Source organism: Bacteroides faecalis (genome assembly GCF_003865075.1).
In the GTDB taxonomy this organism is placed as follows: Bacteria; Bacteroidota; Bacteroidia; order Bacteroidales; family Bacteroidaceae; genus Bacteroides; species Bacteroides faecalis.
The window spans coordinates 322,641-339,286 of record NZ_BHWB01000005.1 but is presented as its reverse complement, the minus strand read 5'-3'; the positions used below and the strand labels follow the sequence as shown (position 1 = coordinate 339,286).

21 protein-coding genes and 2 pseudogenes are annotated in these 16,646 nt (G+C 47.3%); 18 read left to right on the top strand and 5 right to left on the bottom strand.

The window, feature by feature from the left end:
- The 18 genes and pseudogenes from EJF25_RS11565 (at position 1) to EJF25_RS11480 (ending at position 13,738) form a co-directional block, all read left to right on the top strand.
- Positions 1-753 carry a hypothetical protein gene (locus tag EJF25_RS11565; RefSeq protein ID WP_008643639.1) on the top strand — a complete coding sequence of 251 codons (753 nt, stop codon included), beginning with the start codon at positions 1-3 and terminating at the stop codon, positions 751-753.
- A gap of 452 nt (positions 754-1,205) precedes the next feature.
- The gene (locus EJF25_RS11560; RefSeq protein ID WP_085931613.1) at positions 1,206-1,472 is read left to right on the top strand and encodes a DUF4134 domain-containing protein; all 267 of its coding nucleotides are present in this window, start codon (positions 1,206-1,208) and stop codon (positions 1,470-1,472) included.
- Between the two features lie 11 nt (positions 1,473-1,483).
- Positions 1,484-1,834: a DUF4133 domain-containing protein gene (locus tag EJF25_RS11555; RefSeq protein ID WP_008643641.1), complete on the top strand. Its 351-nt coding sequence runs from the start codon at positions 1,484-1,486 to the stop codon at positions 1,832-1,834.
- The gene (locus EJF25_RS26335; RefSeq protein ID WP_005680104.1) at positions 1,797-1,967 is read left to right on the top strand and encodes a DUF3875 domain-containing protein; all 171 of its coding nucleotides are present in this window, start codon (positions 1,797-1,799) and stop codon (positions 1,965-1,967) included. Before EJF25_RS11555 ends, EJF25_RS26335 begins: the two co-directional genes overlap by 38 nt.
- 15 nt (positions 1,968-1,982) lie before the next feature.
- Positions 1,983-3,893, top strand: a pseudogene (locus EJF25_RS11545) (TraG family conjugative transposon ATPase); the annotation flags it as partial.
- 546 nt (positions 3,894-4,439) lie between these two features.
- Positions 4,440-6,251, top strand: coding sequence for a reverse transcriptase/maturase family protein (locus tag EJF25_RS11540; protein ID WP_004318718.1), 1,812 nt, complete (start codon positions 4,440-4,442; stop codon positions 6,249-6,251).
- 92 nt (positions 6,252-6,343) lie between these two features.
- Entirely contained in the window at positions 6,344-6,787 is a 444-nt protein-coding gene (locus EJF25_RS11535) for a TraG/VirB4 family ATPase (RefSeq protein WP_255344453.1), read from the top strand.
- 20 nt (positions 6,788-6,807) lie between these two features.
- Entirely contained in the window at positions 6,808-7,440 is a 633-nt protein-coding gene (locus EJF25_RS11530; RefSeq protein WP_005680097.1) for a DUF4141 domain-containing protein, read from the top strand.
- A gap of 24 nt (positions 7,441-7,464) precedes the next feature.
- Positions 7,465-8,484: a conjugative transposon protein TraJ gene (gene traJ / locus EJF25_RS11525; RefSeq protein ID WP_008644756.1), complete on the top strand. Its 1,020-nt coding sequence runs from the start codon at positions 7,465-7,467 to the stop codon at positions 8,482-8,484.
- 21 nt (positions 8,485-8,505) lie between these two features.
- Positions 8,506-9,129, top strand: a pseudogene (traK, locus tag EJF25_RS11520) (conjugative transposon protein TraK).
- A gap of 12 nt (positions 9,130-9,141) precedes the next feature.
- Positions 9,142-9,402 carry a hypothetical protein gene (locus tag EJF25_RS11515; RefSeq protein WP_005680094.1) on the top strand — a complete coding sequence of 87 codons (261 nt, stop codon included), beginning with the start codon at positions 9,142-9,144 and terminating at the stop codon, positions 9,400-9,402.
- Complete coding sequence (locus EJF25_RS11510) at positions 9,402-9,590, top strand: hypothetical protein (RefSeq protein WP_005680093.1); 189 nt, start codon at positions 9,402-9,404, stop codon at positions 9,588-9,590. The genes EJF25_RS11515 and EJF25_RS11510 overlap by 1 nt, the downstream gene beginning before the upstream one ends.
- On the top strand, positions 9,591-10,706 hold the full coding sequence (gene traM / locus EJF25_RS11505) for a conjugative transposon protein TraM (RefSeq protein ID WP_074706886.1): 1,116 nt from the start codon (positions 9,591-9,593) through the stop codon (positions 10,704-10,706).
- A gap of 33 nt (positions 10,707-10,739) precedes the next feature.
- Positions 10,740-11,639 carry a conjugative transposon protein TraN gene (traN, locus tag EJF25_RS11500; RefSeq protein ID WP_005680091.1) on the top strand — a complete coding sequence of 300 codons (900 nt, stop codon included), beginning with the start codon at positions 10,740-10,742 and terminating at the stop codon, positions 11,637-11,639.
- Positions 11,640-11,641: 2 nt separating this feature from the next.
- The gene (locus EJF25_RS11495; RefSeq protein WP_120173020.1) at positions 11,642-12,226 is read left to right on the top strand and encodes a conjugal transfer protein TraO; all 585 of its coding nucleotides are present in this window, start codon (positions 11,642-11,644) and stop codon (positions 12,224-12,226) included.
- Positions 12,227-12,236: 10 nt separating this feature from the next.
- A complete protein-coding gene (locus EJF25_RS11490; RefSeq protein WP_005680089.1) occupies positions 12,237-12,725 on the top strand; it encodes a hypothetical protein in 489 nt (162 codons plus the stop codon).
- A 51-nt stretch (positions 12,726-12,776) separates the two neighbouring features.
- A complete protein-coding gene (locus EJF25_RS11485) occupies positions 12,777-13,241 on the top strand; it encodes a TraQ conjugal transfer family protein (RefSeq protein WP_005680087.1) in 465 nt (154 codons plus the stop codon).
- Between the two features lie 11 nt (positions 13,242-13,252).
- Entirely contained in the window at positions 13,253-13,738 is a 486-nt protein-coding gene (locus EJF25_RS11480; RefSeq protein WP_005680086.1) for a hypothetical protein, read from the top strand.
- A gap of 78 nt (positions 13,739-13,816) precedes the next feature.
- Here EJF25_RS11480 and EJF25_RS11475 read toward each other — a convergent pair whose 3' ends face one another.
- The 5 genes from EJF25_RS11475 to EJF25_RS11460 form a co-directional block, all read right to left on the bottom strand.
- Positions 13,817-14,590, bottom strand: a complete 774-nt coding sequence (locus tag EJF25_RS11475) for a phage antirepressor KilAC domain-containing protein (protein WP_004308051.1) — start codon at positions 14,588-14,590, stop codon at positions 13,817-13,819.
- 97 nt (positions 14,591-14,687) lie between these two features.
- Positions 14,688-15,128 (bottom strand): hypothetical protein, encoded by a 441-nt coding sequence (locus EJF25_RS25660; RefSeq protein ID WP_225739787.1) that lies wholly within the window; start codon positions 15,126-15,128, stop codon positions 14,688-14,690.
- Between the two features lie 57 nt (positions 15,129-15,185).
- Positions 15,186-15,758, bottom strand: coding sequence for a DNA cytosine methyltransferase (locus EJF25_RS25655; RefSeq protein ID WP_225739788.1), 573 nt, complete (start codon positions 15,756-15,758; stop codon positions 15,186-15,188).
- 99 nt (positions 15,759-15,857) lie between these two features.
- Positions 15,858-16,205, bottom strand: coding sequence for a hypothetical protein (locus EJF25_RS11465; protein ID WP_005680084.1), 348 nt, complete (start codon positions 16,203-16,205; stop codon positions 15,858-15,860).
- Between the two features lie 12 nt (positions 16,206-16,217).
- The gene (locus tag EJF25_RS11460; RefSeq protein ID WP_005680083.1) at positions 16,218-16,538 is read right to left on the bottom strand and encodes a helix-turn-helix domain-containing protein; all 321 of its coding nucleotides are present in this window, start codon (positions 16,536-16,538) and stop codon (positions 16,218-16,220) included.
- Positions 16,539-16,646 lie beyond the last annotated feature (108 nt).

The window sequence follows — 16,646 nt, the reverse complement described above, 5'->3', positions numbered from 1 at the left end:
ATGGAATACCTTTTTATTATCCTGTTCATTTATGCCTCTTACCTGAGTATTGAAAAGTATGTGCATACAGGCAGCATTTTCACATGGAGAGGCAGAAAGGACAGGAAGGAACGTCGGGCTACGCCTGTCACCATCCATCCGGCAGCTTCCTCATCCGAGACGGAAATAATAGGCAAAAGCCGATACCAAATACGACAATCACTGACAATAGATGACAATAGCGGACAGCCTGAATCAGGCATAGAAAAGAGTGATACCTTTACTCCCGAAAAGAAAACAGAGCCGGTTCTCCGAGTGCGCGAACCCCTTGATAAGAATACGAAATTCCCGGAAGTCCCGGCTCCTTTTCAAAAACTGAATTATCCTGAAATTGATTATATGCGGGAGGCCTCTCCTTCTTCCGGTGAAGAAAAAGAGGAGATTCCCGAACGCTACGAGATTACAGGATACGTACAGCGGAGCAATCCCCACCGGGCAACCGGTGTCACCTTTGACGATATGGATATGATTGAGAAAGCAATGGCATCGGACGAACTTACGGAAGCGGAACAGGAACAGGCCCGGCAGACTTTCCAAAAGCTGGAAGGCACGAACATGGAAAGGGTACTGCAGGCGAGCGTCCTGGGAAGCAGCGATAAACTGAAACGCTATATGCGCTTGTATGTGGACCGGGGCGAGCCCCATTTATTGACAGGAAAGAATAGGGACGACATTCTCCGGGAATTTGATATTAGGGAGCATGTGCCCGAATAAATAGAACAAGTAAGGAATATGAGACAGTATTATGATTCCGGTTGATCCGGGTGCAGCGAGTTTTAAAACAGAATGTATAACCTAAAAAGACGAAAAAGCATGAAAGATTTCTTTGACTCCGGTTGATCCGGGCAGGACGGGTTCTTGAGACGTAGTGTATAACCTGTTAGAAAAGAAGATATAGAGATATGAGAGGCTTCTATGATTCCGGTTGATCCTTTCCCTTTACCGGAGCGAACATTAAAAGAGTGATTAACCCCTTAAAAACGGAGGTACCTATGATTGGTTACTATGACTCAGGTTGATTCTAAAAAGACATCGTGGTTGCAAGAGACAAATCCGCAGGAGGGCAACTTCCTGCGGATTGTTTGAAACAAGATTTTTATTCACACTAAAAAATTAGATTGCATATGAAAAGACATTTTAAAAAGACGGTTGCGCTTATCGCATGAATAGCTGTTTCCACCTTGGGTGCCTATGCCGAAGGGGACGGAAGTGCCGGTATAACAAAGGCTACATCCATGCTTACCGGTTATTTTGACCCCGCCACCAAGTTGATATATGCGGCAGGGGCTATTGTGGGGCTGATAGGTGCCATTAAGGTATATTCGAAGTTCAGCAGCGGCGACCCCGACACAGGTAAAACCGCCGGGAGCTGGTTTGGAGCCTGCGTCTTCCTCATCGTCGCGGCGACAGTCCTTCGTTCCTTCTTCCTGTAATATAGCAGACTATGGAATACAATATCAACAAGGGAATCGGCCGCAACGTGGAATTCAACGGCTTGCAGGCACAATACCTGTACTTCTTTGTCGGGGGCTTGCTGGCCATTTTCCTGCTGTTCGTCATCTTCTATATGATAGGTATTGACCGGTGGTTCTGTATCGGTTTCGGTGTCCTCTCCGCTTTCTCTCTGATCTTCGGGGTGTTCTACCTGAACAAGAAGTATGGTCCCAACGGCCTGATGAAGCTGGCCGCAGTCAAGTACCACCCGTCCTATATCATCAATCGCAAACGTATATCTTCCTTATTTAAAAAACGCATTCATGAGAAATATATTAAAAGCCGCAACGCTGGAAAGTAAGTTTCCGATCCTGTCCGTGGAGGAAGGGTGCATTCTCTCCAAAGACGCGGACGTGACCATCGGCTTCAAGGTCTTTCTGCCGGAGCTGTTCACGGTCACTTCCGCAGATTATGTATCCATGCACGGCACATGAACAAAGGCAGTCAAGGTACTGCCGAACTATACGATAGTACACCGCCAGGACTGGTTCCTGAAAGAGAATTACAGGGCCGACACGCATAAAGACGGGATGAGCTTTCTGGATCGTTCTTTCGAGCTGCATTTCAATGAACGGCCTTATTTAAATCATTTTTCTTACCTGTTCATCACTAAGACGACTAGGGAGCGCAGCCGTAGCCGGAGCAATTTCTCCATCCTCTGCCGGGGGAATATCATTCCGAAGGAAGTCCGGGACAAGGATGCGGTCAGCCGCTTTCTGGAGAGTGTCGACCAGTTCGAGCGCATCCTGAATGACTCGGTCTTTATCCGTCTGGAACGGTTGACCACCGATGAGATTGTCGGCACACCGCAACAGGCCGGACTGATCGAGAAATATTTTTCTCTTTCACAACAGGACACGACCACACTGAAGGATATACAGATGAGCGCGTCCAAGATGCGCATCGGGGACAATACGCTCTGCGTGCATACGCTTTCCGACGTGGATGATCTTCCCGGCAGTGTCCAGACGGATACCCGCTATGAGAAATACTCCACCGACCGCAGTGACTGCCGTCTGAGTTTTGCCGCTCCTGTGGGGCTGATGCTCTCCTGTGACCATATCTATAACCAGTTCCTGTTCATTGATGATTCGGCAGAAATCCTGCAACGCTTTGAGAAGACGGCACGTAACATGCACTCGCTTTCCAAGTACAGCCGTGCCAACCAGCTCAACAAGCAGTGGATTGACGCGTATCTGGACGAGGCGCATTCTTTCGGGCTGACCGCCATCCGTTGCCATTGCAATGTCATGGCATGGTCGGACAACCGGGAGAAGCTCAAGGTGATAAAGAACGATACCGGTTCCGCCCTGGCCCTGATGGGATGCAAGCCCCGTTACAATACCATTGACGCGCCTGCCTTGTATTGGGCGGGCATTCCCGGCGGTGAGGGGGATTTCCCTTCGGAGGAGTCCTTTTTTACTTTCATCGAACAGGGAGTCTGCTTTTTCACGGAAGAGACGAACTATGCGGATTCCCTGTCGCCCTTCGGTATCAAAATGGCAGACCGGACAAACGGGAAGCCCCTGCATCTGGATATTTCGGACGAGCCGATGCGTCGCGGTATTACAACCAACCGTAACAAGCTGGTCATCGGGCCATCCGGTTCGGGCAAGTCGTTTTTTATGAACCATCTCGTCAGGCAATATTGGGAACAGGGCACCCACATTATATTGATCGATATAGGTAACAGTTACAAGGGCTTATGCGACCTGATCCATCAGCGTACAAACGGTGAGGACGGTGTGTATTATACCTATAGTGAAAAACGCCCGATAGCTTTTAATCCATTCTTTACCGAGGATAAGGTCTTTGACCTGGAGAAGAAAGAGTCCATTAAAACACTGATCATGTCACTCTGGAAAAGGGATACGGAAGTCATTACCCGTGCCGAGGAAGTAGCCCTTTCAATGGCGGTTAACCTGTTCCTTGAAAAGATAAAGGAGGACAATGAACTGGTTCCTTCTTTTAATACTTTCTACGAGTTCGTACAGGGAGAGTTCCGTGGAATACTGGAGGAGAAGCATTACCGCGAGAAGGATTTCGATCTCACTAACTTTCTGAATGTATTGGCTCCATACTACCGTGGTGGAGAATATGATTATCTGCTGAATTCGGATGAGCAGCTCGACCTGTTGAACAAGCGTTTTGTGGTATTTGAAATTGACGAAATTAAGGAGCACAAAATCCTTTTCCCGGTCGTGACTGTCATCATCATGGAGGCGTTTATTAACAAAATGAGACGTTTGCATGGGGTTCGGAAGATGATAGTTGTGGAAGAAGCTTGGAAGGCTATCGCACGGGAAGGCATGGCCGATTATATAAAGTTTTTGTGTGCGCCCGTAAAGGTTGCATCGTAAATATCTCTTTGGCAAGAGATTAGGAAAGTGTTCTTTGAAAATGACCTATCATCAGCCGACTTATCTGTTTCGGGAAAACTTAACCGAGCAGGGAGTGTAGCATGTCGGAAAAGTCATAAGTCAGTTAGTTACCAAACTGCGACTGAATGGCGAGATGAAAAGATAGATATGAGGATAAAGTCCGAATTGATTGAACGATAGTCCGAATGGTCCCCCTTGAGGCTATGGCGTAAGGTAACTATCAATCGCCATATCGTGATACTACTTCAGTGTATAGGAATGAAGGTAGCAAGAACTTATCACGACACAACCGCAGTAAGCGAGTAAAGGACGGAAGTCGTATCCGACAATCTATCATGCCAACAGTTACGATGTAATAAACGGGGATTACCTATCCCGAAGTGCCGAAAGGCTATTAGGTTCGACCTATGAAAATTCGGAGTGGTAACGGAGCTTCCATAGTAGTTTGAGCAAGGTAACGCCTTGTACATGGCGAAGGGAAGCAGCTAATTATTAATACAATTAACGGAAAATGTGAGAGACATTATGAGAAGTCCAGAAAGAGTATTAAACAGTCTATCAGAACACAGTAAGGATGCAAGCTATAAGTTTGAACGTCTTTACAGAATTTTGTTCAATGAGGAAATGTTCTACGTTGCCTATCAGCGTATCTACGCTAAAGAGGGTAACATGACTAAAGGTTCAGACGGTCAGACCATTGACAACATGAGCCTGAAACGAATTGAAAAGTTGATTGATACGTTAAAAGATGAAACGTACCAGCCCCAACCGTCAAAGAGGGTGTACATACCGAAGAAAAACGGTAAGAAAAGACCTCTTGGCGTGCCGACTTTCAATGACAAGTTGATACAAGAAGTAGTAAGAATGGTACTGGAAGCCATATACGAGGGAAATTTTGAATACACCTCGCATGGTTTCCGTCCCAATCGAAGCTGCCATACTGCATTAACTCATATCCAAAAGGAGTTTAATGGTGCAAAATGGTTTGTGGAGGGAGACATAAAAGGCTTCTTTGATAATATAAACCATGATGTATTGATAAACATTCTCTTGGAGCGTATTGCGGATGAACGCTTCATCCGATTGATACGCAAGTTTATGAAAGCGGGATATATCGAAGACTGGCAATTCCACAATACTTACAGTGGCACACCGCAAGGGGGTATCATCAGCCCGATATTGGCTAATATATACCTTGACAAGCTGGATAAGTATATAAAGGAATACACAGCCAAATTCGACAAAGGGAAGAAACGAAAATTCAGTAGAGAAAGTATGGACTTTGGCAATGCAAGAAAACGTATTGTGCGAAGATTGAAGTTCGTAAAAGACGAAAGGCAAAGGACAAAGCTAATCCTTGAACTGAAAGCAATAGAACAAGGACGGGCTAAATATCCCAACGGCGAAGAAATGGATGCCGATTACAGAAGAATGAAATATGCAAGATATGCAGATGATTTTCTTGTGGGAATTATCGGAAGCAAGCAGGATGCGCAACAGATAAAAGAAGATATTAAAAACTTCCTTGCTGACAGACTGGCATTGGAGCTGTCCGATGAAAAGACACTTGTCACTCACACGGAAAGACCGGCCAAGTTTCTCGGATATGAAATCACTGTAAGAAAGTCCAATGACCAAAGACGGGATAAACGGGGTAGATTGAGAAGAACCTATGGTAAAAGGGTCTGCTTGAATGTCAGTACGGAAACAGTCCGTAAAAAACTTTTCGATTGGGGAGTCTTGGAACTGACAAACCGTAACGGAAAGGAAATATGGAAACCGAAATGTAAATCGGGACTGATATTCAATGACGACCTTGAAATCCTTGATAGTTATAATCGGGAAATCGTGGGGTTCTATAATTACTACTCCATAGCCAACAACTGCGCCCATGCCTTGAATAATTTCAAGTACATCATGGAATACAGCATGTACAAAACGTTTGCAGGCAAATATAAGTGCCGAACACGTAAGGTAAACAAGAAATATCGTAAGAACGGTAGGTTTATCGTAACGCACATGACTAAAACTGGTGTAAAGGAAAGATACTTTTACGACGGTGGCTTCAAACGAAAGAAGCCCACCTATAAATCGGAATGTGACATTATGCCACGAACAATTTATACTGCGGGGCGGACAAGCCTTGTTGAAAGGCTGAAAGCCCGTGAGTGTGAATTATGTGGAGCGACAGACGACCTTGTTATGCACCATGTAAGGAAACTAAAGAACTTGCAGGGAAAGGAAAGCTGGGAACGACACATGATTGCCCGTAAACGCAAGACGATTGCCGTGTGCAGGAGTTGTCACAAGAAGATACATGACGGAAAGATAGACTGAAATTAGTGGAGAGCCGGATACGCTGAGAGGTGTAAGTCCGGTTCGGGGGCGAGCATTTGGAAACCTACCATAGAAATATGATAAGGCGCTGGGTGCTTAGCCTACACAAAACGGTTAGAAAGTACTTCGGTGAGGCTGTGGTTGTCACTCAAGAGTTGGATGATATCGTGTCAAGTCCCATTATCAAGGACACCATCATCAACAATGCCGATTGCAAGATTCTATTGGATCAGCGAAAGTATATCAACAAGTTTGACTCCGTACAGTCCCTGCTCGGACTGACCGACAAAGAAAAAGGACAAATCCTGTCTATCAATCAGGCTAACGATCCGGCAAGGAAGTATAAGGAAGTTTGGATTGGTCTGGGTGGTGTCCAGTCTGCTGTCTATGCAACAGAGACCTCTGTCGAGGAGTATCTCACCTATACCACAGAAGAAACCGAAAAGTTGGAAGTCACACAAATGACCGAGAAGCTGGGCGGTAATATGGAGCAGGCGATCCGCGTGTTGGCTAAAGAGAAGAAAAAGAAAAAATAAACGATTAAAATCAAGAAGCAATGAAAAAGAGAATTTTAAGCATGTTGTTTGTCCTGTCGCCCTTTATGGTACCGGCAAGCGTGCAGGCACAATGGGTGGTCAGCGATCCGGGCAACCTCGTCCAGGGTATCGTGAACAGTGTCAATGAAATGGTGGAAACATCTGAAACGGCTCAAAATGCACTTTCCACATGGAAAGAGACCTCAAAGATTTTCGAACAGGGGCGTGAGTATTATGATAAACTGCGTAAGGTGAATGACTTGATCAGCGGCAGTGAGAAAGTAAAAGAGTCCGTCCTGATGCTCAGTGACATTTCTGAAATTTATGTAAACAATTTCGGCAAGATGCTGACCGACAAGAATTTCAGCCAGCGGGAACTGAATGCGATAGCTGCCGGTTATAACACCATCATGAAGAAGAGCAGCCGCAGCATTGCAGAGCTGAAGAATATCATCAACCCCACCGGCATGTCCATGAACGACAAGGAACGCATCGACCTGGTGAACCGGGTATACAGGGAAATGACACATTACAAGGAATTGGCCAACTACTACACCCGCAAGAACCTGCATGTATCCTACCTGCGTGCCAAGGAGAAGAACGAGCAGCAACAGGTATTCGACCTGTACGGCAAGGATGAGCGTTATTGGTAGTCTACAATTTTAAAAGAATCAATTATGGTATTATTATCCATTTCATTTGAAAATATGCACCAGATTCTTCGGAATCTCTATGATACGATGACCAAACTCTGCCACCCGATGATGGACATGGCGATGGCACTCGCTGCATTAGGGGCTTTGTTCTATATCGCTTACCGTGTCTGGCAGTCTCTCTCCCGTGCGGAGCCCATCGATGTCTTTTCGATGTTACGGCCTTTTGTCCTGGGCATGTGTATCCTTTTCTTTGACGTGATGGTGCTGGGAACTCTCAACGGTATCTTTAGCCCCATCGTTCAGGGAACCGGAATGCTGCTCCGTGACCAGACCTTCGACTTGCAGAAGTACCAGCAGGAGAAGGACAAGCTCCGTGCGGACATGATGGCTAAGACGATGATGACCGGACGTGTCTTTGCTTACAATGAGGAGCTGGATGCGGAACTGGATAACATGGGCTGGAGTGAGGAGGAACATACGGCCTTGCAGACCATGTATGAGGTTTCGTATGCCTTCTCCCTGCAAGGTATTGTCCAGATGGTCATGCGCAAATTGCTGGAGATTCTCTTCCAGTCTGCCTCGCTGGTCATCGACACGATCCGTACCTTCTTTTTGATAGTCTTGAGCATTTTGGGGCCGATAGCCTTTGCCCTGAGTGTTTTTGACGGGCTGCAGAACACGCTCATCCAATGGCTGGCACGCTATATCAGTGTCTATCTCTGGCTGCCGGTATCAGACCTATTCGGGGCGATGCTTGCCAAGATACAGACGCTCATCCTGCAGGAAGAGATGAACCTGATGGCCGATCCGATGAGTATCATCGACGTAGACGGTTCCTCGGCCATCTATCTGATATTCATGGTCATCGGCATTATCGGATATTTTTGTGTGCCGACTGTTTCGAACTGGATTGTCCAGGCGGGAGGTATGAGTTCCTATAACCGGAATGTCAACAATACGGCATCCAAGGTGACCAATGTAGCCGGTGCTGCGGCGGGTGCTTCAACGGGAAACGTCGGTGCCGTATTATTGAAAAAGTAGAAATTGAAAAAACATAAAATTATGGAATTTAAAAGTTTAAAAAACATCGAATCCTCGTTCAGGCAGATCCGTCTGTTCACGTTGGTCTTTCTGGGCATTTGCGCCTCGCTGACTACGTATGCCATTTGAAGGTCCTATCTCTTTGCCAACCAGCAACGGGAGAAGGTATATGTATTGGATCAGGGCAAGTCACTCATAGTGGCGTTATCCCAGGATGCGGCATTGAACCGTCCGGTGGAGGCCCGCGAGCATGTGCGCCGCATGCATGAACTGTTCTTTACGCTGGCTCCCGATAAGGCCGCTATCGAATCCAATATCAACCGGGCCATGTATCTGGCGGACAAGAGTCTTTATAGTTATTACCGGGATTGGAACGAGAAAGGCTATTATAACCGTCTGATCAGCGGCAATATCAACCAGACTGTCCTGGTGGACAGCATGCAGTGTGATTTCGATAACTATCCGTACCGGATCACCACCTTTGCCCGGCAGATGATTATCCGAAACAGCAATATCACCGAGCGTTCCCTGGTCACCCGTTGCTTCCTGCAGAGTACGGTCAGGTCGGATAATAATCCGCAAGGCTTCATGGCGGAACGCTTTGAGATTTTGGAAAACAGGGATATAAGGACCGTTGAACGCTAATATAATAAGGTAATGAAAAGCAGGAAGATAAAGACAGAGATCAGCGAAAAGCTAAAGAACGTTTGCGAGGAGCTGTCCGAAAAAGAGCGTAAGGGAGTGCTTGTGGGCATGCTGGCTATCAGTACCGTTCTATGTGCTATCACCGTAACACGCGCTTTCGGGCGTTTTCTCTCCCACGGCACACAAAAGGAGTTGCCGTTTGTCCATCCGGCGGACTCCATCCACCGGGCGGATAAAGACAGTATAATGTATCACCCTAAAACCCACGAGTAATGGAAGATAAAGATTTGGAAAAGCCCGAAGCGGCAGAAGAAACGGCGGTACAGCCGGAAAACGTCAGAGCCTTGAAGGAAGAACCGGAAAAAGAGAAGAAGGTGCTCACACCGGAAGAGATGGAAAAAAGAAGGAAGTTCATTGTGATTCCGGCCTTTGTGCTGGTCTTCCTGGGAGTCATGTACTGAATATTTGCCCCCACCGGCAAGGAAAACGGGACGGAAGCTCCCGGAAATTCAGGATTCAATGTGAACGTGCCGGAGCCTACCACGGCCAAACTGGTTGATAAGAAGACCGCCGCCTATGAGAAGCAGCAGGCGGAAGTGGAGGAAGAAAGCCGGATGAAGTCGCTGGAGCAGCTTGCCGGGACATTGATGAATAATGGAAAATCATCCGATACCGGTGAAAAAGAAAAGGACGGAGACCGGTTGCAACAGTCTGTTAATACCTACGAGCAAATCTCCGGGCAGTTGGATGATTTCTATGAAACTCCCAAAGAGACGGCAAGCGGCGATCTGGAAAGAAAAGTGGACGAACTGAATAAAAAACTGGAAGAGGCGGAAAAGGAAAAGAGCAAGGCGGCTACCCGTGAAGAACTGATGGAGCGTTCCTACAGGATGGCGGCAAAGTATCTGAACCCTGACAAGGATACGGTTCGGGAGAAAGCTGTCGGAGAAGAACCCACGGAAGTTGTTCCGGTTCAGCGGGCGGAGTATCAGACGACTTCCGGCCTTTCACGACCTGTTACGGATTCCGCTTTTATCGCTTCGCTCACTGTCGAGAGGAATTACGGTTTTAATACTGCTGTCGGGAGCAGCTACCAAATGGGGACGAATACCATCGCCGCCTGCATTTCGGAGAACCAGACCATTGAGCAGGGAGGCAGGGTAAGACTCCGGTTGCTGCAACCTCTGCAGGCAGGAAGTATTACCGTTCCGGAGAACAGTCTGGTAACGGGTGCGGCGGTCATACAGGGAGAGCGTCTGGATATCCTGATCAGCAGCATCGAGTATGCCGGAAATATCATCCCCGTGCAGTTGGCGACTTACGATATAGACGGGCAAAAAGGGATTTTCGTTCCCGGATCGGAAACCCGCAATGCGGCAAAGGATGCGGCTGGGACGGTCAGCGAGAGCATGGGAAACAGCGTATCATTCGCACGTTCTGCCGGACAGCAGGTGGTCATGGACCTGACGCGCGGAGTCATGCAGGGCGGCACGCGGTTGATTGCCGGGCGGGTCCGTGCGGTCAAGGTGACGCTGAAAGCCGGATATAAGGTGCTGCTGGTCACAAAGAAACAATAACGGATTATTCACTTTAATAAAAAAGATAAGACAATGAAAATAGTAATAGCATTATTGATGGCTGTACTGGCCTCGGTATCCGGTTTCGCACAGGAAGAAAGACCGGCAAATCCCGTCAGGATTCTGACGGCGGGCCAGCATATCACTCCTTATAAGATAGAGGTCACTTTCGGAAAGACGGTGCATATCCTCTTTCCCACTGAAGTTCGTTACGTGGACCTGGGAAGTAACAATATCATCGCAGGTAAAGCTGACGGGGTCGAGAATGTGGTGCGTGTCAAGGCGGCGGTGAAGGAGTTTCCGGGCGAGACGAACTTCTCCGTGATTACGGGAGACGGTTCTTTCTTTTCTTTCAATGTGGTTTATAAGGAGGAGCCTTCCACGCTGAATATCAATATGGACCAGTGGATGAACCCGGACGAGGGAGAAAAGAAGGGAGGCAGTTCCATCCGTGTCACGGAACTGGGCGAGGAAGATCCGACGGTCATTGCCAGCGTGATGTACACCATCCACCGGCTGGACCGTAGGGACGTGAAGCATATCGGGTGCAGGCAGTTCGGGATGCAGGCTCTTTTGAAGGGCATTTATGTGCATAAGGACCTGATATTCTTCCATGTTTCCCTGACGAACAATTCCAATGTGCCTTTCGATGTGGATTTCGTGCGGTTTAAGATAGTGGATAAGAAGATAGCCAAAAGGACGGCCCGGCAGGAAACTTATATTGAACCGGTACGCACGCTCAATGCCCTGACACGCATCGTGGGAAAGAGCACGGGACGTATCGTGTATGCCTTCCCGAAGATTGTCATTCCTGACGACAAGTTGCTGGAAGTGGAAATTTACGAGAAAGGGGGAGGCCGTCACCAGCGGTTCTATATGGAGAACAGTGATCTGGTGGATGCGCGTATTGTGAATGAATTAATCGGTGAGTAATCATGAAAAGAGTTTTATTTATTATGTTATGCATTTGTCTGCCCTTTGTGGCAGGCGAATGCTTTGCCCAGCGTTACCTGCCGGGACAGAAAGGTATCCAGCTCATGTTAGGCGGTGTGGACGACTTCGGTTCGAATGTGAAGCATCTGCGTGGTAACTTTCAGCTCGGAGTGGCTCTGAGCCGGTATAACCGGAACCATTCCCGCTGGCTGTTCGGGGCGGATTATGTGAAGAAGCACTATTCCTACAAGGACATTGCGATTCCCAAAGCGCAGTTTACCGGAGAGGTAGGCTATTTCGTGCCGTTCTTCTCGGACCGTGGCAGGAACGTGTTCTTCTCTGCCGGTCTTTCCGCTCTGGCGGGTTATGAGACGACCAACTGGAACTGCAAGCTGCTCTATGACGGGGCGACTTTAAAGAATGACGGATGCTTCATTTATGGTTTTGCCCCGGCTTTCGAGATGGAGGCGTTCCTTTCCGACAGGCTGGTTTTTCTTTTCAATGTCCGCCAGAGGATATTCTTCGGATCATCCGTGGGGAATTTCCACACGGCGGTAGTTGTCGGTGTCAAGTACATTTTTAATTAGCGGCAATAGTATGGAACAAGGCAATTGGAACGTGGATGAGATGCTTCATTGGCTGGATATGAAAATAAACCGGGAAGACCGGGACATACGTGAACAAAGCAAGAAGATGAATGGGAATTTCCTGCACTTTTTCGAATGGAATGCGGAGAGCCTGTATAAGTCTCATTTTATGTCCGGGTGTTATAAGATACTCCGGCAGGCGGTGGACGGGGCAAAGGACATGGATACGGTTCGGAATATTGTTGAGGACAACATTGCTTACTGTGAGAGCAAACTGTTGAACGGTCAGGTGGATTGTAACAGTTCCAGCCGGACAACGAATGTTGCCCATTTCCTGAAGTTGGAGTGTATGCAGCAGTTGGTTAGGGATTACCGGGAATTCGCGAATATCCTTGCGCAAACGCCTCCCGAAGAGAATTTGCAACAGACGGCTAATAAAACAGAAAAGAAGAGAGAAGAGCCGCCTGAAAGAAAGATAAAAACGGGCATCAGGCGTTAGCCGACAACGGACTCAATCAAGTAAATTATTCATTTAGTAATACGTAAAATCATGAAGATGAAATTAATAATAAGTGGTATCATGCTCACATTGCTTTGCCTGCTGGGTGGCTGTGATGATAAATTGGAAGTACAGCAGGCTTATGATTTCTCGCTAACGTCCTGGTATCTCCAGAAGACCATTTCCCCGGATGAAACCGTGGAGATTCGTCTGACACTCAATCGTAGCGGAAACTATGAGGAAGCCGGCTATCAAATCGGTTATATACAGATGGAGGGCAGCGGCGAGGTGTACGACAAGAAGAAGGTCTATCTGGTGAACCGGGAGATGCAACCGTTGGATTCGATAGCGGAGTTGGATGACAGCGATCCCTGCCGCCAGGTATTCACGCTCTTCTATCATAACCGAAGCAGCAAGAATGCGGAGATTAAATTCGTGATAGCGGATAATTTCCATCAGGAAAGAGAACTGGATATATCCTTTCAGAGCAAAACTGAAACGGACATGGAACTATAAATCGGACAACAATGGATAAAAGTGATTTAAGGATCGAACAATTGCAGCAATATCTTGACAAGAAGAAAGGGGTTGTGGAAAGCGATATAAAAGAGTATAACCAGCAACTGGGAAAAAACTATCTTCATTTCTTTGACTGGCATGCCGATGACTTGTATAAGGCCTGTTATATGGATAAGAATTATAAGGCCATTCAGGAGGCGATTGATGCCGCTGAAACGCCGAAGGATATTGAAGGGATTTTGAAGCGTTATACCCTGTATATAGAAGATGATCTCCTGAACGGTCCGCTTGTCAAGAAAAGTACCAGCCCGATGTCGAATATGGCCCATTCCCTGGAGATAGAATGCAAACAGAAATTGCTGAAGGACCTCCGGTATTTAAACAGGCTTCTTCAGAGTGAGACTGTAAGTGAAAGGATAAGGCCGCAAGAAGCACCCCGACAAGAGATTGTGCCTGTGAAAGAAAAGAAGAAAACGGGACCACGGTTGAGATAGTATCAATTGAAAGCAATAAAAAAGCTACTGAATTTTTGTTTCAGTAGCTTTTTTATTTATCCCAGTCTTATATTCCGGCTATACCAGATAAGCCTCAAAAAGATAATGTATGAATAACCGACCCTTTTCCGTCCAAACGGTCAACATGGCCGTGCCGGTTTCTCCTGTGCGGCTTTCCCATACATGGGTCCGGGTTGCCGTATAGCCTTGATTCTGATAAGGAGCTTTGAGCAGCCATTGACCGGATTGACGGAACTGGATGCCTGCCCATCGAAGCCGTTTGTTCAGCATACCGGCAGTCATTCCCAATTCTTTCGCTATCTGTGTGGTCGTGTAGGTGCTTTGGGATTGGAGGACTTTGTCATAATACTGAACTTTTGGGGCCTGTAGCTTGAGTTTCAGGATAGCATAGTTGTTCTCCTTCTCCAATGCTGAAATACGGCTGTCTCGCTCTTTTATACGGTTCTGTGCGAGCAATATGGCACGCGCAAGTAGTTCATTATCCGTTTCGCCATTCTTCTTAAGAAGATAGCCACCGTTCTTTAGTGTTTCGGGAACCAGTTCATCAAATATCCAGCTTTCGAATTTCTCAGCGGAAGGCAGCTTGCTACCGGCAATCAGCCGGTATACGTTCCCTTCGCTGATGTACTTGATTTTCTGGACGGCACTGCGTGTAGGGGTGTCGTAAACCACGACGCCCATTGGTTTACAATGTCTTACGACGGCATCTCTCGGATTGGAGTAGCCAAGTGCGGCGGCAACATCTGAGGCGCAGAACCATATTTTCCCGTCAATTTCCAGTGTCCGGATGCGTCCGAACTCAGGATGTTCAAATATTGATACTTTATTCATGACTGTTTAATTTATAGGTTTCTTCTATTGCTTTAAATATCTCGTAGACTACCTGGGGGACGATAGCGTTCCCGTATCCTTTAATGGATGCCTGTCTTCACCGAGAAAAGGAGATACCGTCCAGTCGGGGGGGAAGCCCATCATCTCGGCTACAAACAGGGGATTCAGCTGGAAACTCTTTCCAGTCCGGGCGAAGAAATCGGGCAGGCTGTTCTTTTCCGGTATCCGGCCTCTCTTCTCCAGACTTTCCGGGCTTGCCGCGCCCTTCCAGTCCCTCGCTGTCGGAGTGGGCAGAAGCTCCGCCATCCTCCCAAGCCCTACACTCCAGACATGGCCTTTCTGATTGATCTTTCTCACCTTTCCTTTCGGTGTCACTATGATCTTGTCGTTTTTCCCCATTACCGCACCCACACCGGCATCGCTGGCTACCGGGGTGGGCAGCAGCATCCCGTAAAAGTCCAGAAAGTCGCTCAATCCGTTGGGTTTCTTCTCCCCTTTGAGCTGGCTGTGCAGGGATGGAGCATGGGCCTGTTTCCATTTGTGAACCCTTTCCGGATGGTGTATCTCCGTAGCCAATGGAGTGGGAAGGAGTATTTCATGGATCATCTCCGGCAATCCCTGCTGGCGGCTGTTCGGTCCCCTGCGCTTGTAATCCTGGGCTGTCACGGTGGGCAATAAACCATACCCGGTCCCGGCGGTGGGGAGCTCCGACGGCACAAGCCGGTATAAGTACCGGCTGGACGGAATATCCTTCACGTTCAAGATCACGGCAAATGGTTTCAACAACATATTGCTGCCGTCTTTTAAATACAGGCTCACTCTCTCCGAATAGAGTGGACTGACTTCCCACTTCAGTCTCCTGGCCGGGCTGTACCATCGTGAGGATGCCAGCAACGTTCTCACCAATGACCCAATCGGGCCTGATCTCATGTATGGCCCTGAGCATATGAGGCCAGAGGTAACGGTTATCATCCGCTCCTTTTCTTTGGCCTGCGACAGAGAATGGTTGACAAGGAAAACCTCCTGTAAGGACATTGATTTTTCCTCTCCATTCTCTGAAATCTGTCGTTGCGACATCTGTATAACTTTTTGCATCTTTAAACCAGTAATTTAAAATGGTATTACAAAAATCGTCTATCTCACAATGGAAGGCATTCTGCCATCCCATTCATTCGGCAGCCAGGTCTGGGGCGCCGAATCCACTAAACAGAGAAGCGTGTACCAGACGCTTCCGCTGTTTCTTGTCTTGCTCTTCTTCTTTCATTGTTTATTCATTATTTAGAGGTTCGAGATTCATTACTTTTTTGTCGATCTTACGATAGACACTCCCCATCTCCAGCATATTCTCCAATCGGAGCAGGTCCGTGATTTCATAGACGGTCATCCCTTTCTGTGTCGTGAAGCGGATATATCCTTTCTGTCGCTGTATCTCCACTTCCTCGGGAGTCATGTGCAGGACTTCACAGATTTCCTGCAAGGTCAGGGTCAGGCTTACTTCCTTAACTGTGTAGATGTAGGTCAGGATGTTCAGCATCTGAAGACATTTGCGGTGTGATTTGACAAGTGATGCGAATTTGTTTCGTTCTATGACGATTACTTTAGCTTGATTTTCCATGTGAATTTTTATTTATGAGTTAATAGAATCGGATATGAAATCTTCGTTTAGACATTCTTCTCTCAGGAATTTATATACGTCAGAAGCCCAGAAGTAAATCTTGCCGCTGAGTTTGAAAAATGGGAGTTTGCCGGAATTACGCCAGCGGATCAGTGTCCGGTCGCATACTTTCAGCATCAGGCGCATATCCCGGCTGTCCAGCATTTGCTTGCCGTTGAAACTGGTTACTGCTTCCAGAGCCGTTTCCAGCTTGGCAATCAGTTTTCGTTGTTCCTCAAAGTTTTCCTTTATCATTGCTTTGAGTATCTCAATATCATTTCTGTTCTCTTCCATAAAATATTCCTTTGTTCCAATGGGTTATTTTTCTTTCTTCGGTTGCAAAGTTTTCAAAATTGGGCATGAAAAAATAGGGCTGACGGTAACCGCCAGCCCCATATTTTC